We start from the raw sequence: 20,516 nt of genomic DNA on the forward strand, positions 1-20,516 counted from the left end.
GCGAGCCGCACCCTCATGCTGCCGACGACCCCCTCCTTCCGCCTGGACGGCATGCGCGCCCTGGTCACGGGGGCGAGCAAGGGGATCGGGCGGGCGGGCGCGGTGGCGCTGGCGGCCGCGGGGGCGGAGGTGGTGGCCGCGGCGCGCAGCCTGGATGAGCTGGAGGCGCTGACGACGGAACTGGGCGAGGCAGGGCTCGCAGCCCGGGCGGCGCAGCTCGACGTCACGGACCGCACGGCGGTGCGCGCGCTGGTGGAGGCCTCCGGCCCCTTCGACATCCTGCTGAACAATGCGGGCACGAACATCCGCCAGCCCTTCCTCGAGGTGGAGGATGGCGCGCTGGATGCGCTGCTCGATCTCAACCTGCGGTCCATGTTCACCGTGGCGCAGGCGGTCGCGCAGGGGATGGCGGCGGAGGGGAAGGGGGGTGCGATCATCAACCTCTCCTCCGTCAACGGCCATGTCGCGGGGCTGAACCGGAGCGTCTACACGGCGACCAAGCACGGGATCGAGGGGCTGACCAAGGCCATGGCGGTGGAACTCGGGCCGAAGGGCATCCGGGTGAACACCATTGCGCCGGGCTTCGTGGATACGCCGCTGACGGCCGGCTTCCTGGCGGATGAGAAGGTGCGGAACGCCCAGATCCGCCGCACGCCGCTGGGGCGCATCATGACGGTCGAGGACATCATGGGCGCCATCGTCTTCCTGGCCTCGCCGGCCAGCGCCATGGTCTCCGGCACCTGCCTGCTGATCGATGGCGGCTTCTGCGCGCAATGAGCGGCTGCGCCGCTCATTGCTGCGTTTTTCAAGCGCGCGGCACTGGCCGCGGGCGCCGTTCGGCGCCTCGGCGTGGCAACCGCCACGCCGCCTTTCCGGTGGCGCTGCATGGAAACAGCCACGCCGCCTGCTCTCTTCCCATGACGTCCAAGGGTCCTGATCGATGAAGCGCGATTTCCATGCCCCCGGCCGCAGCGCCGTCTATGCCGCGAACGGGATGGCCGCGACCTCCATGCCGCAGGCGACGCTGGCCGCGCTCGACATCCTGCGCGCCGGCGGCAATGCCATGGACGCTGCCATCGCGGCCTGCGCCGTGCTCGGCGTGGTGGAGCCGCAGAGCACGGGCATCGGCGGCGACTGCTTCTGCCTCTATGTGCCCGCGGGCTCCAGCCAGGTGATCGCGCTGAACGGGTCGGGCCGCGCGCCGCGCGGTGCGACGCCGGAGGCGCTGCGCGCCTCGGGCCTCACCGCCATGTCGCCGACCTCCGCCCATTCCGTGACCGTGCCCGGCGCCATCTCCGCCTGGGCCAAGCTGAACGAGGCGCATGGAAAGAAGTCGCTGGAGGAAATCCTGGCGCCGGCCATCGGCTATGCCGAGAACGGCTTCTTCCTCTCCGCCCGCGTCGCCAGCGACTGGGAAGGCTCCGTCGGCAAGCTGGCCAAGCATGGCCCGGCCGCCAAGCACTTCCTGAAGGATGGCGCGGCCTTCGCGCTGGGCGACAAATTCGTGAACCCGAAGCTCGGCGCCACCATGCGCGCCATCGGCAAGCACGGCGCCAAGGCCTTCTATGAGGGCGCCATCGCCGCCGACATGGTGAAGACCCTGCGCGAGGCCGGCGGCACGCACACCGAGGAGGATTTCGCCCGCGGCGCCTCCGTGGCCGGCTTCGTTGATCCCATCAAGCGCGCCTGGCGCGACATGGAGGTCTTCCAGTGCCCGCCGAACGGCTCGGGCATGATCACGCTGATGGTGCTGGCGCTGATCGACAAGCTCGGCTTCCCCGAGGAAGGCTTCCTGAGCACCGAGCGCCTGCACCGGCACATCGAGGCCGCGCGCCTCGCCTATCGCGACCGCGACGCCTTCCTGGCCGACCCGTCCCAGGTGGAGGTGCCGGTGGAGCATCTACTCTCCGACACCTACCTCGATGCGCTGGCCAGGCTGGTGCGGGATGACCGCGCCATGCCGGAGATGCCGCTGGCCGGGCAGTCCGACCTCGCGAAGCACAAGGACACGGTCTACCTCTCCGTCGTCGATCGCGACGGCAATGCCGTCTCCTTCATCAACTCGCTGTTCGAGGGTTTTGGCAGCGGCATCTACGCGCCGGAGGCTGGCGTGATGCTGCAGAACCGCGGCTACGGCTTCCGGCTGGAGGAAGGCCACCCGAACTGCATCGCGCCGGACAAGCGTCCCATGCACACCATCATCCCGGGCATGGTGATGAAGGACGGCCAGGCGGTGATGCCCTATGGCGTCATGGGCGGGCACTACCAGCCGATGGGCCAGACCAACTTCCTGGTGAACCACTTCGTCTATGGCCTCGACGTGCAGGAGGCGCTGGACGCGCCGCGCCTCTTCCCGCGCCTCGGCAAGGTGCAGGTGGAGCAGGGCATCCCGTCCTCGGTCTTGGATCGCCTGAACCGGCTCGGCCATGAGTGCGAGTTGATCGACAAGCCGCATGGCGGCGGCCAGGCGATCCTGATCGACCGCGAGCGCGGCTGCCTTGTCGGGGGCTCCGACCCCCGCAAGGATGGCTGCGCGATGGGCTACTGAGGATATCCTGGCCATGACCGAACCCTGCGACCTCTCCGCCGGCGAGGCGCGGCGCCTCATCGGCACGCGCAAGCTCTCCCCGGTGGAACTGCTGGACAGCTGCCTTTCCCGCATCGGTGCCGTGAACCACGCGGTGAACGCGATGGTGGCGATGGATACCGACCGGGCGCGGGAAGGGGCGAAGGCGGCGGAGGCCGCGGTCATGGCCGGGGCGAAGCTGGGCCCGCTGCACGGGCTGCCGATCGGCATCAAGGACCTGGAGGAGACGAAGGGGCTCCGCACCACCTGGGGCAGCCCGATCTTCGCCGACCATATCCCGACGAGGGACGAGGCGATGGTCGCCAACCTGCGCGAGGCGGGGGCGATCGTCGTCGGCAAGACCAACACGCCGGAATTCGGCGCCGGCGCCAATACCCGCAACCTCGTCTATGGTGCCACGGGCAACCCCTTCGACCCCACGCGCTCCGCGGCCGGGTCCTCCGGCGGCTCGGCCGTGGCGCTGGCCTGCGGGATGGTGCCGATCGCGTCGGGCAGCGACACGGGGGGCTCGCTCCGCAACCCCGCGGCCTTCAACGGAATCGTGGGCTTCCGGCCCTCGCCGGGCCTGGTGCCGGCGGAGCGGCGCGGGCATGGCTGGTCGCCGCTGCCGGTGCTGGGCCCGATGGCGCGCAATGCGCGGGACGCGGCGCTGCTGCTCTCCGCCATGGCGGATGACGATGCGCTGGACCCGCTGGCCTACACCCTGCCGGATCGGCGGGTGCGGGGCGGGGACCGCAACCTGTTCCCGCCGATGCAGGTCGATCTCGGCGCGCTGCGCGTCGCGGCCACGCCCGATTTCGGCTTCGCGCCGACCGAGCGCCACGTGCGGGAGGTGTTCGCGTCGCGGGTCGCCGCGCTGACGCCGCTCTTCGGCCGGGTCGAGGAAGCCACCCCCGACTGCGCCGGAACCGACGAGGCCTTCGAGATCCTGCGCGCGACCAGCTTCGTCGCCAGCCATGCGGAGAAATGCCGCACGCGGCCGCAGGATGTCGGCCCCAATGTGCGGGCGAATGTCGAGGAGGGGCTGCGCTACAGCCTGGCCGACTATGCCCGCGCGGCGACGGAGCAGACCCGCATCTACCGGCTGTGGCAGGGCTTCTTCGCGAAGCACGACATCATCATCACGCCGGCCATCACCATCAGCCCGCGCCCCTGGTCGGAACTCTACCCGGCAGAGATCGACGGCCAGCCGACGCGCACCTACTTCCACTGGCTGGCCATGGCCTATGCGGTGACGCTGGTCGGCCACCCCGCGGTCAGCCTGCCGCTCGGCCTGGACAAGGCGGGCATGCCCTTCGGCCTGCAGATCGTGGGGCCGCGCGGCGGGGACGCGCTTGTGCTGGCCGTCGCGGCGGCGATCGAGGAAGCCGTCGCAGGCGATTCGTCGCTCGCCCGCCCGGTGCCCGATATCGCCAAGCTCACTGCCGCGGCGCCGATCTCGGCCATGCCGAGCTTCAAGTCCTGGGCGTAGCGGGCTGCGCTTGCGCAGCCTCCAGGCCTACCAGCGGCGATAGCCGCGGTCGTAGCCCCGTTCGTAGCCATAGCCCCGGTGGCCGTAGGACGGGTGCCGGTCGTAGTGGCGGTGCCTCGGCTGGTCATTGGCCGAGGCGATGGCGATGCCCGCCAGCGCCACGCCGGCGCCCAGCGCCAGGCTGGCCGGCACGTTGACCGTGCCGTCCGGGTTCTGGCAGGCGCCGAGCATCAGGGCAGCGGAGAGGGCGAGCGGGGCGAGGATGCGCATCGGGGGAACCTCCTGGGCAGGAAGCTTCCCCCTTGGGCAGGGCGGGCGCGGGGCCGCATCATGGCGGCGCCGCGACGATGGTGGCGCCGCGAAGGCGCCGTCAGGCCCGCCCGCCGGAGAAGGCGTTGAAGGTCTGGATGGTGTAGGTGTCCTTCACCCCCGCAACGCTCTGCACGCGTTCCACCACGAACAGGCCGATATCCTGGTCCGCCTCCAGGTAGAACTTGCCCAGCAGATCGTACTGCCCGCTGGTCGAGTGCATCTCGGACAATTCGGAGATGCTGTCCGCCATCTCCCGCGCCACGGCATAGGCGCGGCCCATCTCGCACTTGATCATGACGAAGATGGCTCGCATCGCGGGGGCTCCATGAAACGGTGTTGGGGCCAGATTGGCGTGCCGCGGCGCGCCGGGGAAGGGCGGGGTTCCCGGCACGTTCATTGCATGGCTAAATTTGAGCGTTACGTCTTGCAAACCGCCGCAAAGCGGGTCAACTGCGGTCGGACAGGGTAGGCTTGCCCAAGGGGCGGGACATTTTGTCCGGACTGACGAGTAGCGGGATCGTGACTCTCGCCCGTCCCCTCCCGGGCCGGGCCAGAACAATGCTGTCAGGACTGGGGTCGCATGCGCACAACCTCCCAGCTCGCCGTTCTGGCCCTCATCGGAGGGCTCGGGGCTGCGTGGCACATCTATGGTGAGCAAGTCGGCCTGCCGCGCCCGCTCGCCCTGGTGGGGCTGGAGGCCGCGCCGGCCCCGGCTGCCCGCGGTGGTGGCGGCGGGCCGATCGGCGTGGCCGTGGCGCCCGTGCGGGTCGGCACCGTGGTGGACCGGGCGGAGAGCGTCGGCACGGTCCGCGCGCGCGATTCGGTCTCCATCACCGCCAAGGTCACCGGCATCGTCACCGCCATCCGCTTCCAGGAAGGCCAGCGGGTGCGGGAAGGGGACCAGCTTGTGGACCTGGAAGCCGCCGCGGTGCGGGCGGAGCTCGACCAGGCGCGCGCGCTCTTCGACGATGCGCGCAGCCAGGTGATTCGCGCCCGCCAGCTGCAGCCCGGCCAGAGCATCGCCGCCCAGCGGCTGGAAACGCTGGAGGCCGTGGCCCGCCAGGCCGAGGGCCGGGTCCGCCAGGCCCAGGCCAGGCTGGAGGAGCTGCGCGTCGCCGCCCCCTTCTCCGGCCGGGTCGGCCTGCGCCAGGTCAGCGTGGGCGCGCTGGTGCAGCCGGGCACGCTGGTCACGACGCTGGATGACATCTCCCGCGTCCGCGTCGAATTCGCGGTGCCGGAGGTCTTCGTCGCCCGGGTGCGGGAAGGCAGCACGGTGGTCGCGCGCAGCACCGCCTTCGGCGACCGGCGCTTCACCGGCACCGTCGCCGTGGTGGATACGCGCATCGACACCAATACGCGCACGGTCCGAGTCGTCAGCGAATTCGACAATGCCGATGAGGCGCTGAAGCCCGGCCTGTTCATGACGGTGGAGCTGGTGCTGAACCGGCGCGAGGATGCGCTGCTGGTGGCGGAGGAGGCGCTGGATCCCCTCGGCGACCGCAACTTCGTCTACGTGATCCGCGACAATCGCGCGCGGCGCGTCGAGATCCGCGTCGGCCAGCGCCTGCAGGGGGAGGTCGAGGTCCTGTCGGGCGTCCAGCAGGGCGACCATGTCGTGGTCCGCGGCATCCAGCGCCTGCGCAACGACGCGCCCGTGCGCGTGACAGAGACGCTGACCCGCCCGACCTCCTGACCGGCTGCAAGACGGGATAACCGGCCATGGTGCTTTCCGACGTCTCCATCAAGCGACCTGTCTTCGCGATGGTCATCAGCCTGATGCTGATGGTGCTGGGCCTGGCGGCGCTGATGCGCCTGCCCGTGCGCGAATACCCCGCCATCGACCCGCCGGTCGTCTCCGTCACCACCACCTATCGCGGCGCCTCCGCGGCCGTGGTCGATACGCAGATCACCGAGATCCTCGAAGCCGCCGTCGCGGGGATCGAGGGCATCAAGTTCATCACCAGCCAGTCGCGCGACGAACGCAGCCAGATCACCATCGAGTTCCGCCTCACCCGCAACGTGGACGCCGCATCGAATGACGTGCGCGACCGCGTGGCGCGGTCGCTCGCGCGCCTGCCGGAACAGGCCGACACGCCGGTGGTGCAGAAGGTCGATGGCGATGCGCGGCCGATCCTCTGGGTCGCGCTGGTGTCCGAGGCGCTGTCGCCGATGGAGCTGACGGAAGTGGCGCGGCGCCGCTTCGTCGATCGCCTCGCCATCGTCGAGGGCGTGGCGCAGGTGCTCGTGCTGGGCGAACGCAAGCCCTCCATGCGGATCTGGCTGGACCGCCAGGCGCTGGCGGCCCGCGGCCTGACGGTGCAGGACGTGGAGGACGCGATCCGGCGCGAGAATGTGGAACTGCCAGGCGGGCGCATCGAGAGCACGGCGCGCGAGCTGACGGTCCGCACCGATACGCGCATGAGCCGGCCCGAGCAGTTCCGCGGCCTCGTGCTCGCGCGTGCCTCGGGCGGGCAGGTGCTGCTGGGCGACGTCGCGCAGGTGGAGGTGGCGCCGGAGGATACGCGCGGCGAATACCGCATCAACGGCAAGCCCGGCGTCGGCCTCGGCATCCTGCGGCAATCCACCGCCAACACGCTGTCGGTCGCCGATGGCGTGAAGGCGGAGGTGGAGCGCATCCGCGCCTCCATGCCCGACGGCGTCGAGGTGGTGATCGGCTATGACGAGAGCACCTTCATCGCGCGGTCGATCTATGAGGTCGAGCATGCGCTGATGGTGGCGCTGGCGCTGGTCGTGATCGTCATCTTCTTCTTCCTGCGGTCCTGGCGCGCCACCATCATCCCGGCGGTCGCCATCCCGGTCTCCCTCATCGCCTCCTTCACCGCACTCGCCGCGCTCGGCTTCTCGCTCAACGTGCTGACGCTGCTGGGCCTGGTGCTGGCCATCGGCCTGGTCGTCGATGACGCCATCGTGGTGCTGGAGAATGTCCATCGCCGGATCGAGGAGGGGGAGGAGCCGCTGCTGGCGGCCATCCGCGGATCGCGGGAGATCGCCTTCGCCGTCATCGCGACGACGCTGGTGCTGGTGGCGGTCTTCGTGCCGCTGTCCTTCATGGGCGGCAACACGGGGCGGCTCTTCACGGAATTCGGCTTCGCGCTGGCGGCCTCCGTCATCTTCTCCGGCCTCATCGCGCTGACGCTGACGCCGATGATGTGTTCCAAGCTGCTGAAGGCGCATGAGGGGGAAAGCCGCCTCATCCGCTGGACGGAGCCCTTCTTTCTCGGCATGAACTGGGTGCTGCGGACCACGCTGAAGCGCGCGCTGGCCGCGCCGCTGATCACGCTCGGCGTTTCCGGCGTGCTCTGCGGCCTGGCGGTGGTGCTGTTCAACATCCTCCCCAAGGAATTCGCCCCGGTCGAGGATCGCGGCACCATCATCATCCCGACCACGGGGCCGGAGGGTGCCTCCTTCGCCTATACCCGCGAACAGGTGGTGCGCGTCGAGCGCATCCTGCAGCCTTTCGTGGAACGCGGCGAGGTGGACAGCCAGTTCGCGACCATCGGCGGCTTCCAGCGGCCGGCGCAGTCCAACGTCGCCAACATCTTCATGCGCCTCGCGCCCTGGGACCAGCGGGACCGCAAGCAGCAGGCGATCGCGGCGGAGATGATGCCGCAGCTCCTCGCCATCCCGGGCGTGCGCGCCTTCGCGCTGAACCCGCCCTCGCTCGGCCAGCGCGGCTTCCAGCCGCCGGTGCAGTTCGTCATCGGCGGGTCGGACTACAACACGCTGGTGCAGTGGCGCGACCGCTTCCTGGAACGAGCCCGGCAGAACCCGCGCCTGCAGAACCTGGACAGCAACTACCGCGAGACCAAGCCCGAGATCCGCGTCGAGATCGACCGCCGCAAGGCGGCCGAGATGGGTCTTTCCATCCAGGCCGTCGGCCGCACGATCGAGACGATGCTGGGCTCGCGGGAGGTCGGCACCTACGTCGAGGGCGGCGACGAGTACAAGATCCTGGTCCAGGCGCGGGAACAGGACCGCGCGACACCCTATGACCTGCAGAACATCTTCGTCCGCACCAGTGCGGGCGGGCAGCTCGGCCTGATCGCGGGCAGCGGGTCCTCCCAGGGGGCGCTGGTGCCGCTGTCCAACGTCGTGACCCTGAGCGAGCGGGCGCGGCCGCAGAGCCTGGCGCGCGAGGACCGAGTGCGGGCCATCACCATCACCGCCTCCCTCGCGCCCGGCTACACGCTGGGCGAGGCGCTGGCCTTCATGGAACAGACGGCGCGGGACGTGCTGCCGCCGGAAACGCGCATCAGCTACCGGGGCCAGAGCCTGGAATTCAAGGAAAGCTCCGGCGCGCTCTACGTGACCTTCGCGCTGGCGCTGCTCGTGGTGTTCCTGGTGCTGGCCGCGCAGTTCGAGAGCTTCATCCACCCGCTGATCATCCTGCTCTCCACGCCATTGGCGCTGACGGGCGGGCTGCTCGCGCTGCACTTCACCGGCGGCACGCTCAACATCTTCAGCCAGATCGGCATGATCCTGCTGATCGGGCTGATGGCGAAGAACGGCATCCTGGTGGTGGAATTCGCCAACCAGCTGCGGGACCGCGGGCTTTCCGTGCATGACGCGGTGCTGGAAGCCTCCGTCGTGCGGCTGCGGCCGATCCTCATGACCTCCATCGCGACCGTCTTCGGCGCGGTGCCGCTGGCCATGGCGACGGGGGCGGGGGCGGAAAGCCGGCAGGCGCTGGGCATCGTGATCGTGGGCGGCGTCACCTTCTCCACCTTCATCACGCTCTACGCCGTGCCGGCGCTGTACCTGCTGCTGGCGCCCTTCACCAAGCCCATCGGCGCCGTGGCGGCCAAGCTGGCGGAGCTGGAGCGTGGCGCGGGCAAGCCGCATCCTGCGCCGGCGGAATAGCCAGGCCCTTCCGCGACACGGCGAGGCGGCCGCCGGATAGCCCGGCGGCCGCTTCTGTTTTAAACCCCTTCGGTCAGTTCGAAGGGGAGGCCAGCAGTGGCAGGGATCGAGGCTCGGACCGGGGGTCAGTTGCTCGCGGATGCGCTGGTCGCGAATGGCGCGACGCATGTCTTCGCGGTGCCCGGCGAAAGCTATCTCGACCTGCTCGACGGCCTCTATGCCCAGCGCAACCGGGTCGAACTCGTCACCTGCCGGTTCGAGGCGGGGGCCGTCCACATGGCCGAAGCCCATGGCAAGCTGACGGGGCGGCCGGGCGTCGCGGTCGTGACGCGCGGGCCCGGCGCCTGCCATGCCGCCATCGGCGTCCATGTCGCCTTCCAGGACAGCACGCCGCTGGTGCTGCTGGTCGGCCAGATCCCGATGAACGAGACGGATCGCGAGACCTTCCAGGAAGTGGACTATCGCCGCTTCTTCGGCCCCATCGCGAAATGGGTGACCCAGATCGACGAGGCCGCGCGCATCCCGGAGCTGATGGCCCATGCCTTCGACGTCGCGACCAGCGGCCGCCCGGGCCCCGTGGTGGTGGCGCTGAGCGAGGAGATGCAGAAGCATCTGGTGGAGGCCGTGGATATCGGCCCGGCCCCCGTGCTGCCGCCGCATCCCGCGCCGGATGCGCTGCCGCGCCTGATGGCGATGCTGGAGAAGGCGGAGAAGCCGCTGGCGATCCTGGGCGGCAGCCGCTGGACCGACCAGGGCCGCGCCGATATCGCGAAGTTCCTGACCGCCAACGACATCCCCGTCGCCGTGGGCTTCCGCCGGCAGGGCCTGTTCGACGGCACCTCCGCCCATTTCGCGGGCGATCTCGGCGTCGGTGCGGATGCCGGGCTGGTGGCCAAGGCGAAGGAGAGCGACCTGATCCTGGCCATCGGGACGCGGATCGGGGAGCCGGTGAGCCAGGGCTACACGATCTTCGACATGGCGGGCTCCAAGCCCATCATCCATGTCTACCCCGACCAGGCGGAGATCGGGCGCGTCTATCGCCCCGCGCTCGGCATCGTCTCCGACCTCAACGCCTTCGCGGCCAGCGCGGCCGCGCTGCCGCCGGTGGCCTCGCCCCGCTGGGCGGGCTGGCGTGCGGAGGTGCGCAAGGCGCGGGAGGCGCAGGCCAAGGCGCCGTCCTATGAGGGTTCGCTGAACCTCGCCGTGGCGCTGCAGGAACTGGAGAAGGTGCTGCCCGCCGACACGATCTTCACGACGGATGCCGGCAACTTCGCCACCTGGCCGACGCGCTTCATGCATGTGTCGGAGAAGCAGGACTTCCTCGGCCCGACCAACGGCGCCATGGGCTATGGCATCCCGGCCGCGATCGGCGCGGCGATCACCCATCCCGACCGCACGGTGCTGTGCTTCGTCGGCGATGGCGGCGCGCTGATGACGGGGCAGGAGATCGCGACGGCCTTCCACCACGGCGCCGCGCCCATCGTGATGGTCTTCAACAACGGCATGTACGGCACGATCCGCATGTACCAGGAGAGGACCTATCCCGGCCGCGTCTCCGGCACCGCGCTGACCAACCCCGATTTCCGCCTGTTCATCGAAAGCTTCGGCGGCCACGGCGAAGTCGTGGAGACGACGGAGGAGATGGTGCCGGCCTTCCAGCGCGCGAAGGCCAGCGGCAAGCCCGCGATCATCGAGGTGCGGATGAACCCGGAGCAGGTGACCAACCGCGCGACCATTGCGCAGCTTCGGGCGCAGGCGACGAAGTAGGGGCGCGCCGAGGCGCTCAGGCAGGGTGATCGGGGGCGCCGCGCGGCGCCCCCGCCCAGCTCACTCCGGCTGGAGGCCCGTGGCCCGCACCAGCCCCTGCCACAGCGCCCGCTGCGTGCGCATCAGCGTGCCGAACTCCGCCGGCGTGCTGGGGAAGGGCGCGTTGCCGTTGGCGGCCAGGCGCTCCACCAGCTGCGGGTTCTTCAGCCCCTCATTGATGACGCTGTTCATGCGCGCCACGATCGGCTCCGGGATGCCGCGCGGGCCCATCACGGCGGAGAAGCTCGGCAGGTCGTAGTCGGGCACGCCCTGTTCCTGCACGGTCGGGAATTCCGGCGCGAGGGGCCAGCGCGTGGGGTTGGTGACGGCCAGCGCCCGCACCTGGCCCGCGCGCACGGCGGGGATGACGCCGGAGAAGCTGTCGAACACCACTTGGATGTTGCCGGAGATGAGGTCAGCCAGCGCCGGCGCCGCGCCGCGATAGGGCACATGCGTCAATTCGACGCCGGTCCGCTGCATGAACAGCACGCCGAGCATGTGGTTGGCGCCGCCCGCGCCGGCGCTGCCGTAGTTCAGCTTCCCCGGATTGGCGCGGGCATAGGCAATCAGCTCCTGGATGTTGCGCACCGGCAGGCTGTTGGTGACGCAGACCATGGCCGTGCCGGTGGCGAAGGTGGCGATGGCGGTGAAGTCGTCCACACCCTCATAGCCCGGGGTCTTGAACAGCAGCGGCGCGCCGAGGTGGCTGGACGGGCTCGCCATCATGATCGTGTAGCCATCGGGGGCGGATTGCGCGACATGCGCCGTGCCGATGGTGCCGCCGGCGCCCGCGCGGTTGTCCACCACCACCGGCACGCCGAGCCCTTCCTGCAGCACCTGCGCCTGGAGCCGGCCGGCGATGTCGCTGGCGCCGCCCGGGGGATAGGGCACCACCAGGCGGATCTGGCGCGCGGGCCAGGGGGCCTGGGCCAGGGCAGGCATGGCGAGCAGGGAGGCACCCAGGGCAGGCAGGGCGCGGCGGCGGATCATGGGCGGGATTCCCGGAATCGTTGTGGACGCGGGAATTAAGCCCTGGAAAGGTTCGGCCGCAAAGCGCCTTGCGGAACGGAGGGCGCGGCGGGCGGCGGTGCCACCAGGCCCGGGCGCGGCGCGGCGGGCGGCGGGCGCGGCAGCCTCTCAGCCCGCGGGGGCGTGCCGCGCGCCTCCCGCGTCGCGCGGGTCGGGCCCAGCATGAGTTCGCGGCGCTGGCCCGGCGTCATCGCATCCCAGCGCGCCTGCATCTCCGGCCGGTCGGGGCGGGCATCGCGTTCCAGGTCGCGGCCGAAGCGGCGCACGGCGCGGCCGCGCTGCTGGGAATCGAGCGCCGACCATTCGCGCTCCACCCAGGACAGGTCCGGGGCGGCGCGCTGCGCGGCGGCGGGCGGCGACAGCAGCAGCAGGGGGAGAAGAAGAAGGACTCTCAGCATGGCGGGGCTCCCTTCCAGGGACCATGGCAGGGGCGGGGGCCCGGATGCCAGCGAATCAATCGGGCGGCGAGGGCCGCGGCAGTCCGGCGCCGAAGACCAGCGCATTCCGCTCCGGCAGGCCGAGCCCGTCCCAGACCGGCGCCGCCTCGGCCTCCGTCCTTGCCACCGGCGTTTCGCCCCGGCGCATGCGGGCCAGGACGCGGCGGCGCTGGGCGGGGGTCAGCTGTTCCCAGAAGCGGGTCAGCCAGGCCTCACGCCGCACCCGGGTGGCGAGGGTCGGCGGCGGCGCGGGGGCGGGCGGCGGGGCGGGTGCCGGGGGCCGAGGCGCTGGAACGGGCGCGCAGGCGGCGACCGCCAGCAGCAAGCCCCACGCGAATCCCCGTCGTCCCGGCATGGCCGCACCGTTGCAACCGGCCCGGCGCCCGGTCAATTCAACCGGGCGTCACGGCCGCGTCAGCGCCCGACGGCGTAGCCCTGCATGCCGCGAGGATTGGCGCCGGCGAAGAGCTGGCCGTCGCTCTCCTGCCGCGCGCCGGTCAGGCGGCCTTCCGACCACTCGCCGCCCACCTCGACCAGGTGGCCACGCGCCTTGAGGGCTTCGGCGATCTCGGCTGGGTAGCGGCCCTCGACCACGACCTTCCCGGGCTTGGCCACGCGCGGCCAGAAGCTGGAGGGCCAGTGTTCCGTGTGGAAGCTCGGCGCGTCGATCGCCTGCTGGATGGTCAGCGCGTGGTCCACCATGCGGCTGAACATGATGGGCTGCCACTGGTCCTGCTGCTCTCCGCCCGGGGTGCCGAAGCTGAGCCAGGGGCGGCCGTCCTTCAGCGCCATGGCGGGGGAGAGCGTCGTGCGCGGCCGCTTGCCCGGCTTCAGGCCGTTCGGTAGCGACTCGTCCAGCCAGAACATCTGCCCGCGCGTGCCGAGGCAGAAGCCGAGCCCGGGGATCGCCGGCGACGACTGGAACCAGCCGCCGGACGGCGTGGCGGAGACCATGTTGCCCTGCGCGTCGATGACATCGATGTGGCAGGTGTCGCCGCCCGAGGCGCCGAGGCGGGAGACGGTGGGCTCCCCGGCGCCGGGCGCGCGGGTCAGCAGTTCCGTCCGGGCGGCGGCATTGTGGTCCACCCAGGGGGTGGCCATGCCGGGCAGGCTGCCGGGGCGCAGCTCCATGGACGCCGCCTCGCCGATCAGCTTGCGGCGTTCCTCGTTGTAGGCGTCGGAGAGCAGGTGATGGATGGGGACGTCGACGAAGTTGGGGTCGCCATAGAAGGCCTCACGGTCCGCGAAGGCGAGCTTCATGGCCTCGATGACCGTATGGGCGAACTGCTCCCCCATCGGGTCCATCGCCGCCATGTCGAAACCCTCGAGCAGCGCCATGGTCTGCAGCATGGTCGGGCCCTGCGACCAGACGCCGCATTTCAGCAGCGTCGTGCCGCGGTAGTCGCGCTTCAGCGGCGCCTCGATGCCCGCCCGCCAATGCGCCATGTCGTCCGCCGTCAGCACGCCGCGGTGGCGCTGGCCGGAGGTGTCGAGCATCTCGTTCTTCGCGAAGAAATCGCCGATGGCCTCGGCCACGAAGCCGCCATACCAGGCGTTCCGCGCGGCCTCGATCTGCGCCACGCGGTCATGGCCGGCGGCCTCGGCCTCTCGCAGCAGGCGCTCCCAGGTGTCGGCCAGCGTCGGGTTGGCGTAGAGGCCGCCGGCGACGGGGCCGCCATTGCGGAGCCAGATCTCCGCCGAGGTCGGCCATTCCGATTCGAAGAGCGGCCGCACCGTGTTCAGCGTGGCGACGACGCGCGGCACGTAGTGGGCGCCGCGGCGGGCATAGCCGATGGCGTAGGACAGCACGTCGCGCAGCGACCAGGTACCCCAGTCCCGCAGCATCAGCGCCCAGGCATCGAAGGCGCCGGGCACCATGGCGGGCAGGAAGCCCGTGCCCGGCACCAGGTCCAGCCCGAGATCGTCCTTGATGTGGGAGACGGTCAGCTTCGCCGGCGCCACGCCCTGGCCGCAGACCACGCGCTGCGCGCCCGCCTTGGCGTCATGCAGGATGATGGGGCAGTCGCCGCCCGGGCCGTTCAGATGCGGCTCCACCACCTGAAGCGTGAAGCCCGCCGCGGCCGCCGCATCGAAGGCGTTGCCGCCACGCTCCAGCACCGACATGCCGACCTGGGAGGCGATCCAGTGGGTGGAGGCGACGACACCGAAGGTGCCGGCGATCTCGGGGCGCGTCGTGAACATTCGGTGTCAGACCCATGCAACTGTCTTGAGTAGTGGGATAGGCGCAGGCAGAAGCGGCGCGGTCAATATTGCGGTGCATGATCCGGCGATGCTGGTTGCTGTCGTGGGCCCGTCCGGTGCGGGCAAGGATACGCTGATGGGCGCGGCGCGGGACCGGCTGCTCGGCGATGCGCATTTTGTCTTCGCGCGCCGCGCGATCACGCGACCTGCAGAGGCCGGTGGCGAGGATCATGAGGCCATGACGCCCGCCGATTTCGCCGCGCGGCGGGAGGCCGGCGGCTTCGCGCTGTGGTGGGAGGCGCATGGCCTGTCCTACGGCATCCCCCGCGCCATCGAGGCCGAGATGGCGGCGGGCCGCGTCGTCATCGCCAATCTGTCGCGCGGCGTGCTGGCGGATGCCGATGCGCGCTACCAGCTCCGCGTGCTGCGAATCACCGCGCCGCTGCCGGTGCTGACGGCGCGGCTGCTGGCGCGGGGGCGGGAGAAGGCCGCCGATATCGAGGCCCGGCTGGCGCGGGAGGTGACGCTGCCCGCCGGGCTCGATGTGGTGACGGTGATGAATGACGGCCCGGTGCAGGCGGGCGTCGAGGATGTGCTGGCCGCGCTCAGCCGAGCAGCGGCAGACGCTCGGCCAGCAGGAAGGGCGCGCCCGGCCCCGCCTGGGTGAAGAGGCAGAGTTCCGTCACGCGGCGGGGCTGCGCGGGCACGCCGCCCAGATGCGCCTCCAGCGCCGGCCAGACCACGGCGCGTTCCTCCGGCGAGAGGCGCCGCGTCAGCGTGACGTGGAACCACCACTGGTCCAGCACATAGTGGTAGCCCCAGAGGTGGAGCAGCTCGCGCTGCCGCTCCGTCATCCGCGCGGGGTTGCGGCGGGCGATCTCGGCGTCCGTGGGCGGTTCTCGATGGGCGTCGAGGCCGGTGACGCAGGCATCGCAGAGATCCTGCAGCGCCTGGCACTTCTCCGATTCCAGCAGGGCCAGGAAGCCGTGATGGTCGGCGAGCTTCAGCGGCGGCAGCGCGAAGGGGCGCGTGCGCGCGGCCAGCGCCATGGCATCCGCGCGCATCGCGGCCCAGGAGGTGCGCAGCCGGAAGGGCGGCTTCAGCGTGGCGTGCAGGCCGTAGCCGCGGGCGTCCGCCGTGATCTCCGCGATGTCGAGGCCCGGCAGGGCGGGCTGGGGCAGCGTCGCGCCGGTTTCCGTATCCCGACCCAGCCATTGCGAGCCGAGGCGGTGCAGCGGATCCTCCAGCCGTGGCGCCCAGTAGAGCGCGACGCGCATCAGGCGACGCGCTCCCCGGCGCGCCAGACCTTGCGGACGATCGCGTGGCCCTCATGCGGGCGGACCTGCACCAGGTCGGCGCGCAGCCCGGCCTCGATCCGGCCGCGATCGGTGAAGCCGGCCATGCGGGCGGCGCGGTCGGTGATCATGGCCACCGCATCGGGCAGCGTCGTGTCGCCATGCCCGACGGCCAGCCAGGCAGCCTCGATCATGGCGGGGGGGACGTAGTCGCTGGCCAGCACATCGACCGCGCCGGCCCGCACCAGATCGGCGGCGGCGACGTTGCCGGAATGGCTGCCACCGCGGACGATGTTGGGCGCGCCGGCGATGACCTGCACGCCGAGGCGCTTGGCGGCCTCCGCGGCCTCCATCGCCACGGGGAATTCACTGATCATGATGCCGTCCGCGGCATTGGCCGCGATCTCCTCCGGCGTGGCGTCGTCGTGGCTCGCCAGCGGCAGGCCGCGATGCTTCACGCGGTCGATCAGCCAGCGGCGCTGGGGTTCGCGGAGCCGCCCGCGCTGTTCCAGCAATTCGTTGATGCGCTTCTCCACCTGCTCCGGCGTCAGGCTGTGCTGGCGGACGCGCATCTTCCGGTAGCGCTCGACATCCCGGTACTGGCCGACACCCGGGGAGTGGTCCATCAGGCTGATCATGCGCACGAGCGGATGGTCGGCGACGGGATCGACCAGCTCCACCATGTCCGCGGCGGGCAGTTCGCAGCGGAGGTGCAGGAAGTGATCGCTGCGGAGCAGGCCGGTGCCCGCCAGCGCATCGAGGTCCTGCACGCCTTCCCTGAAGGTCTGGGTCCGGCCCGCATCGAAGCCGAGGTCACCGAGGCAGAGCGCGTCCAGCACCGTGGTCACGCCGGCCGCCGCCGTCTGGCTGTCATGCGCGATCATGGCGGAGCGCGACGGCCAGCGCGCGGTCGCGCGCGGCTGCACCTGGCGTTCCAGATTGTCCGTGTGCACGTCCACGATGCCGGGGATGACGTGGTCGCCGCCGAGGTCCTGCGCCCCCGCGGCATGGCTGCGGCCGGGCTGCACCTCCGCGATGCGGTCGCCACGGATGACGATGGTCCCCTCCATCACCTCCTTGGGCAGGACGAGGAGGGCGTTGGTGAGAATGACTTCGGGGCTCATGCGGCGTCCTGGATGGGGGCAACGTCGAAAATGCGGTCGGCGATCCGGTCACGGACCTCCGTATCGTGGAAGATGCCGATGAGGGCGGCACCGCGGGCCTTCGCCTCCTCGATCACGCCGATCACGACCTGGCGGTTGGCGGCGTCGAGGCTGGCGGTGGGCTCATCGAGCAGCAGCACGGGGTAGTCGGCGGCGAAGCCGCGGGCAAGGTTGATGCGCTGCTGCTCGCCGCCGGAGAAGGTGGCGGGCGGCAGGCCATGCAGGCGCTCCGGCAGGTTGAGGCGGAGCAGCAGGTCCCGTGCGCGGGCGCGGGCAGCGTCGGGGGTAACGCCGCGCGCCGTCAGCGGCTCCGCCACGATATCCAGCGCACCGATGCGGGGGATGACGCGGAGGAATTGCGAGACATAGCCGAGCGTGTCGCGGCGGATGGCGCGCACCAGGCGCGGATCGGCGGTGGCGAGGTCCACGACCTCGCCCCCATGGCGGATCAGGATGCGCCCGGCGCCCGCGCCGTAATTGCCGTAGAGGCAGCGCATGAGCGTGGACTTGCCCGCGCCCGATGGCCCGGCCAGCGCCACGCATTCGCCGGGCATGACGGTCAGCGACACGTCATCCAGCACAGGGATGCGGACGCCGCCCTGGAGGTGCAGGCGGAAATCCTTGGAGAGGTTTTCCGCTTTCAGAACCCAGGTCATGCCGCCAGCACCGAGGAGACGAGGAGTTGCGTATAGGCGTGCTGCGGATCGTCCAGCACGCGGTCGGTCAGGCCTTCCTCCACCACCTGGCCCTGGCGCATGACCAGGATGCGATGCGCCAGCAGCCGCGCGGCGGCAATGTCATGCGTCACGATCAGCACGGCGAGGCCAAGGTCCGCGACCAGTGCGCGGATCAGGTCGAGCAGCCTGGCCTGGACGGAGACGTCGAGCCCGCCGGTCGGCTCATCCATGAAGACGAGCTTCGGGCGCGTCACCAGCACGCGGGCAATCTGCAGGCGCTGCTGCATGCCGCCGGAGAACTTGCCTGGGATGTCGTCCATGCGGGCGGGGTCGATCTCGACGCGCTTCAGCCATTCCGTCGCTTCCGCGCGGATGTTGCCGTAGTGGCGCGCGCCGACGGCCATCAGCCTTTCGCCGATATTGCCGCCGGCGGTGACGCCGAGCCTGAGGCCGTCACGCGGGTTCTGATGCACGAAGCCCCATTCCGTGCGCATCAGGCGCCGCCGCGCCGCTTCCGGCATGGCCAGCACATCCTCGCCGCGATAGGTCACCGCACCCGCATCGGGGCGCATGAGGCCGGACAGCACGCGGAGCAGCGTGGTCTTGCCGCTGCCCGACTCGCCGACGATGGCCACGACCTCGCCCGGATGGATGTCGATCGCGACATCGTCGAGCGCGGCGACGCGGCCGAAGCGGAGCTGCAGGCCGCGCGCCTCCATGAGCGGCGTGCTCATTCCGCGGCCTCCTTCATCGCCTGGCGTTCCTGGCAATGGTCGGTGTCGGAGCAGACGAAGATGCGCCCGCCCTTGTCGTCCACCAGCACCTCATCGAGGTAGGTGTCGCGCGACCCGCAGAGCTCGCAGGCATGCGGCGCGCGGATGGGGCGGAAGGGATGATCCTCGAAGTCGAGGCTCCGCACATGGGTGTAGGGCGGCACGGCGTAGATCCGCTTCTCCCGCCCCGCGCCGAACAGCTGCAGCGCCGGCATCATGTGCATCTTCGGATTGTCGAAGGCCGGGATGGGGCTGGGCGACATCAGGTAGCGCTCGTTCACCATCACGGGGTAGCTGTAGCTGGTCGCGATATGGCCGTGCTTCGCGATGTCCTCGTAGAGCTTCACATGCATCAGGCCGTAATCGGCCATGGCGTGCAGGCGCCGCGTCTCCGCGATCCGCGGTTCCAGCCGCGCGAGGGGCTCCGGGATCGGCACCTGGTAGACCAGGATCTGGCCCTCGGTCAGCTTGCGTTCCGGGATGCGATGGCGGGTCTGGATGATCGTGGCCTCCGCCGTGCGTTCCGTCGTCGCGATGCCCGCGGTGCGGCGGAAGAAGGCGCGGATGGAGACGGCGTTGGTGGTGTCGTCGCTGCCCTGGTCGATCACCTTCAGCACGTCGCGCGGCCCGAGCACCGCGGCCGTCACCTGGATGCCGCCCGTGCCCCAGCCATAGGGCAGCGGCATCTCGCGCGATCCGAAGGGCACCTGGTGGCCGGGGATGGCGACGGCCTTGAGCAGCGCGCGGCGGATCATCCGCTTCGTGCTCTCATCCAGATAGGCGAAGTTGTAGCCGGCATCGGTGCTCATTCGCCGCGCTCCTTCATGGCAGCGGCGCGCATGGTGCGGACATTCTCCAGCTCCGACTGGAAATCGACGTAATGCGGCAGCTTCAGATGCTCCACGAAGCCCGTCGCCTCGACATTGTCGCAGTGGCTCAGCACGAATTCCTGCTGCTGCGCCGGCGCCTCCGATCCCTCGCCGAGTTCGGGCGACCGCAACGCGCGATCGACGAGGGCCATCGACATCGCCTTGCGCTCCCCATGGCCGAAGACCAGGCCATAGCCGCGGGTGAATTGCGGCGGCTCCGTCCGGCTGCCCTTGAACTGGTTCACCATCTGGCATTCGGTGATGGTGATGTCGCCGAGGTCCACGGCGAAGCCCAGCTCCTCCGGCACGAACTCCACCGCGATCTCGCCCATGCGGATCTCGCCCACGAAGGGGTGGTTGCCGCCATACCCGCGCTGGGTGGAGTAGCCGAGCGACAGGAGAAAGCCTTCATCGCCCCGCGCCAGCGCCTGCAGGCGGAGCGGGCGGTCGGCGGGGAAGGACAGGGGCTGCCGTGTCAAATCGCCCGGCTCGGACTCCTCCGGCGCCTCCCGCTGCATCAGCCCGTCCTGGGCCAGCAGCTCGGTCACGCGGGGCGTCGGCGACGGGTCCGGTTCGCCCTGGGGCGCCCCGGCGGGCAGTCCGCCTTCCGCCGCCAGCCGGAAATCCAGCAGTCGGTGCGTGTAGTCGAAGGTCGGGCCGAGCACCTGGCCGCCTGGCAGATCCTTGTAGGTGGCGCTGATGCGCCGCTGGATGGCCATGGCGTTGGTGTCCAGCGGCAGGCTGGCGCCGAAGCGGGGCAGGGTGGTGCGATAGGCGCGCAGCAGGAAGGCGGCCTCGATCAGGTCGCCGCGGGACTGCTTCACCGCCAGCGCGGCCAGGCCGCGATCATGGCAGGAGCCCTCCGCCATCACGCGGTCCACGGCCAGGCCCAGCTGCTGTTCCACCTGAGTCGTGGTGAGTTCGGGCTGCGCGGGATCGCCGCGGCGGACCTCGTCCAGCCAGGCATGGGCGGCGCCGATGGCCTTCTCGCCGCCCTTGGTCGCGACATACATC

19 protein-coding genes are annotated in these 20,516 nt (G+C 70.7%); 7 read left to right on the forward strand and 12 right to left on the reverse strand.

Annotation, left to right across the window (positions count from 1 at the left end; all coding sequences use genetic code 11):
• Window positions 1–15: 15 nt before the first annotated feature.
• From G3576_RS18180 to G3576_RS18190, 3 genes are all read left to right on the forward strand, one after another.
• Window positions 16–777, forward strand: coding sequence for an SDR family NAD(P)-dependent oxidoreductase (locus G3576_RS18180; RefSeq protein ID WP_164695854.1), 762 nt, complete (start codon window positions 16–18; stop codon window positions 775–777).
• A 163-nt stretch (window positions 778–940) separates the two neighbouring features.
• Window positions 941–2,548, forward strand: a complete 1,608-nt coding sequence (gene ggt / locus G3576_RS18185) for a gamma-glutamyltransferase (protein ID WP_164695855.1) — start codon at window positions 941–943, stop codon at window positions 2,546–2,548.
• Window positions 2,549–2,561: 13 nt separating this feature from the next.
• Complete coding sequence (locus G3576_RS18190) at window positions 2,562–4,058, forward strand: amidase (protein WP_164695856.1); 1,497 nt, start codon at window positions 2,562–2,564, stop codon at window positions 4,056–4,058.
• A gap of 27 nt (window positions 4,059–4,085) precedes the next feature.
• Here G3576_RS18190 and G3576_RS18195 read toward each other — a convergent pair whose 3' ends face one another.
• Entirely contained in the window at window positions 4,086–4,328 is a 243-nt protein-coding gene (locus G3576_RS18195; RefSeq protein ID WP_164695857.1) for a hypothetical protein, read from the reverse strand.
• 100 nt (window positions 4,329–4,428) lie between these two features.
• The gene (locus G3576_RS18200; RefSeq protein ID WP_164695858.1) at window positions 4,429–4,683 is read right to left on the reverse strand and encodes an Lrp/AsnC ligand binding domain-containing protein; all 255 of its coding nucleotides are present in this window, start codon (window positions 4,681–4,683) and stop codon (window positions 4,429–4,431) included.
• Window positions 4,684–4,950: 267 nt separating this feature from the next.
• On the opposite strand from G3576_RS18200, the gene G3576_RS18205 reads away from it, so the two are divergent.
• The 3 genes from G3576_RS18205 to G3576_RS18215 all read left to right on the forward strand — a co-directional run bounded on the left by G3576_RS18205 (window position 4,951) and on the right by G3576_RS18215 (window position 11,018).
• The gene (locus tag G3576_RS18205) at window positions 4,951–6,063 is read left to right on the forward strand and encodes an efflux RND transporter periplasmic adaptor subunit (protein ID WP_164695859.1); all 1,113 of its coding nucleotides are present in this window, start codon (window positions 4,951–4,953) and stop codon (window positions 6,061–6,063) included.
• A gap of 26 nt (window positions 6,064–6,089) precedes the next feature.
• Window positions 6,090–9,251 carry an efflux RND transporter permease subunit gene (locus tag G3576_RS18210; RefSeq protein WP_164695860.1) on the forward strand — a complete coding sequence of 1,054 codons (3,162 nt, stop codon included), beginning with the start codon at window positions 6,090–6,092 and terminating at the stop codon, window positions 9,249–9,251.
• 96 nt (window positions 9,252–9,347) lie between these two features.
• Entirely contained in the window at window positions 9,348–11,018 is a 1,671-nt protein-coding gene (locus tag G3576_RS18215) for a thiamine pyrophosphate-dependent enzyme (RefSeq protein ID WP_164695861.1), read from the forward strand.
• A 60-nt stretch (window positions 11,019–11,078) separates the two neighbouring features.
• On the opposite strand, the gene G3576_RS18220 is transcribed toward G3576_RS18215, so the two are convergent.
• The 4 genes from G3576_RS18220 to G3576_RS18235 all read right to left on the reverse strand — a co-directional run bounded on the left by G3576_RS18220 (window position 11,079) and on the right by G3576_RS18235 (window position 14,725).
• Window positions 11,079–12,047 carry a Bug family tripartite tricarboxylate transporter substrate binding protein gene (locus G3576_RS18220; RefSeq protein WP_164695862.1) on the reverse strand — a complete coding sequence of 323 codons (969 nt, stop codon included), beginning with the start codon at window positions 12,045–12,047 and terminating at the stop codon, window positions 11,079–11,081.
• Window positions 12,048–12,082: 35 nt separating this feature from the next.
• Window positions 12,083–12,484: a hypothetical protein gene (locus tag G3576_RS18225; RefSeq protein ID WP_164695863.1), complete on the reverse strand. Its 402-nt coding sequence runs from the start codon at window positions 12,482–12,484 to the stop codon at window positions 12,083–12,085.
• Window positions 12,485–12,539: 55 nt separating this feature from the next.
• Entirely contained in the window at window positions 12,540–12,848 is a 309-nt protein-coding gene (locus tag G3576_RS18230) for a hypothetical protein (RefSeq protein WP_164695864.1), read from the reverse strand.
• A gap of 89 nt (window positions 12,849–12,937) precedes the next feature.
• Window positions 12,938–14,725: a gamma-glutamyltransferase family protein gene (locus G3576_RS18235; protein WP_164695865.1), complete on the reverse strand. Its 1,788-nt coding sequence runs from the start codon at window positions 14,723–14,725 to the stop codon at window positions 12,938–12,940.
• 88 nt (window positions 14,726–14,813) lie between these two features.
• Here G3576_RS18235 and phnN point away from each other — a divergent pair, with 88 nt between their 5' ends.
• The gene (gene phnN, locus G3576_RS18240; RefSeq protein WP_164695866.1) at window positions 14,814–15,392 is read left to right on the forward strand and encodes a phosphonate metabolism protein/1,5-bisphosphokinase (PRPP-forming) PhnN; all 579 of its coding nucleotides are present in this window, start codon (window positions 14,814–14,816) and stop codon (window positions 15,390–15,392) included.
• Here the strand turns inward: phnN and G3576_RS18245 are convergent.
• Genes G3576_RS18245 through G3576_RS18270 form a run of 6 tightly spaced genes read right to left on the reverse strand, consistent with a single transcriptional unit; the run spans window position 15,331 to window position 20,515 of the window.
• Window positions 15,331–16,002 carry a DUF1045 domain-containing protein gene (locus G3576_RS18245; protein WP_164695867.1) on the reverse strand — a complete coding sequence of 224 codons (672 nt, stop codon included), beginning with the start codon at window positions 16,000–16,002 and terminating at the stop codon, window positions 15,331–15,333. The genes phnN and G3576_RS18245 overlap by 62 nt on opposite strands.
• Entirely contained in the window at window positions 16,002–17,144 is a 1,143-nt protein-coding gene (locus tag G3576_RS18250) for an alpha-D-ribose 1-methylphosphonate 5-triphosphate diphosphatase (protein ID WP_164695868.1), read from the reverse strand. Before G3576_RS18250 ends, G3576_RS18245 begins: the two co-directional genes overlap by 1 nt.
• Entirely contained in the window at window positions 17,141–17,839 is a 699-nt protein-coding gene (gene phnL / locus G3576_RS18255; protein ID WP_164695869.1) for a phosphonate C-P lyase system protein PhnL, read from the reverse strand. Before phnL ends, G3576_RS18250 begins: the two co-directional genes overlap by 4 nt.
• On the reverse strand, window positions 17,836–18,594 hold the full coding sequence (gene phnK / locus G3576_RS18260; protein WP_164695870.1) for a phosphonate C-P lyase system protein PhnK: 759 nt from the start codon (window positions 18,592–18,594) through the stop codon (window positions 17,836–17,838). Before phnK ends, phnL begins: the two co-directional genes overlap by 4 nt.
• Window positions 18,591–19,442, reverse strand: a complete 852-nt coding sequence (locus G3576_RS18265) for an alpha-D-ribose 1-methylphosphonate 5-phosphate C-P-lyase PhnJ (RefSeq protein WP_164695871.1) — start codon at window positions 19,440–19,442, stop codon at window positions 18,591–18,593. Before G3576_RS18265 ends, phnK begins: the two co-directional genes overlap by 4 nt.
• Complete coding sequence (locus G3576_RS18270) at window positions 19,439–20,515, reverse strand: carbon-phosphorus lyase complex subunit PhnI (protein WP_164695872.1); 1,077 nt, start codon at window positions 20,513–20,515, stop codon at window positions 19,439–19,441. Before G3576_RS18270 ends, G3576_RS18265 begins: the two co-directional genes overlap by 4 nt.
• Window position 20,516 lies beyond the last annotated feature (1 nt).

It is taken from the genome of Falsiroseomonas algicola (assembly GCF_011040385.1).
GTDB lineage: Bacteria > Pseudomonadota > Alphaproteobacteria > Acetobacterales > Acetobacteraceae > Falsiroseomonas > Falsiroseomonas algicola.

Bases quoted from the DNA above. Each gene is read 5' to 3' on its own strand.
- G3576_RS18205 (WP_164695859.1), top strand. From the start codon at position 4,951: ATGCGCACAACCTCCCAGCTCGCCGTTCTGGCCCTCATCGGAGGGCTC.
- G3576_RS18235 (WP_164695865.1), bottom strand. From the start codon at position 14,725: ATGTTCACGACGCGCCCCGAGATCGCCGGCACCTTCGGTGTCGTCGCC.
- G3576_RS18200 (WP_164695858.1), bottom strand. From the start codon at position 4,683: ATGCGAGCCATCTTCGTCATGATCAAGTGCGAGATGGGCCGCGCCTAT.
- phnN (WP_164695866.1), top strand. From the start codon at position 14,814: ATGCTGGTTGCTGTCGTGGGCCCGTCCGGTGCGGGCAAGGATACGCTG.
- phnK (WP_164695870.1), bottom strand. From the start codon at position 18,594: ATGAGCACGCCGCTCATGGAGGCGCGCGGCCTGCAGCTCCGCTTCGGC.
- G3576_RS18210 (WP_164695860.1), top strand. From the start codon at position 6,090: ATGGTGCTTTCCGACGTCTCCATCAAGCGACCTGTCTTCGCGATGGTC.
- G3576_RS18180 (WP_164695854.1), top strand. From the start codon at position 16: ATGCTGCCGACGACCCCCTCCTTCCGCCTGGACGGCATGCGCGCCCTG.
- G3576_RS18220 (WP_164695862.1), bottom strand. From the start codon at position 12,047: ATGATCCGCCGCCGCGCCCTGCCTGCCCTGGGTGCCTCCCTGCTCGCC.
- ggt (WP_164695855.1), top strand. From the start codon at position 941: ATGAAGCGCGATTTCCATGCCCCCGGCCGCAGCGCCGTCTATGCCGCG.
- G3576_RS18270 (WP_164695872.1), bottom strand. From the start codon at position 20,515: ATGTATGTCGCGACCAAGGGCGGCGAGAAGGCCATCGGCGCCGCCCAT.
- G3576_RS18245 (WP_164695867.1), bottom strand. From the start codon at position 16,002: ATGCGCGTCGCGCTCTACTGGGCGCCACGGCTGGAGGATCCGCTGCAC.
- G3576_RS18190 (WP_164695856.1), top strand. From the start codon at position 2,562: ATGACCGAACCCTGCGACCTCTCCGCCGGCGAGGCGCGGCGCCTCATC.
- G3576_RS18195 (WP_164695857.1), bottom strand. From the start codon at position 4,328: ATGCGCATCCTCGCCCCGCTCGCCCTCTCCGCTGCCCTGATGCTCGGC.
- phnL (WP_164695869.1), bottom strand. From the start codon at position 17,839: ATGACCTGGGTTCTGAAAGCGGAAAACCTCTCCAAGGATTTCCGCCTG.
- G3576_RS18225 (WP_164695863.1), bottom strand. From the start codon at position 12,484: ATGCTGAGAGTCCTTCTTCTTCTCCCCCTGCTGCTGCTGTCGCCGCCC.
- G3576_RS18250 (WP_164695868.1), bottom strand. From the start codon at position 17,144: ATGAGCCCCGAAGTCATTCTCACCAACGCCCTCCTCGTCCTGCCCAAG.
- G3576_RS18265 (WP_164695871.1), bottom strand. From the start codon at position 19,442: ATGAGCACCGATGCCGGCTACAACTTCGCCTATCTGGATGAGAGCACG.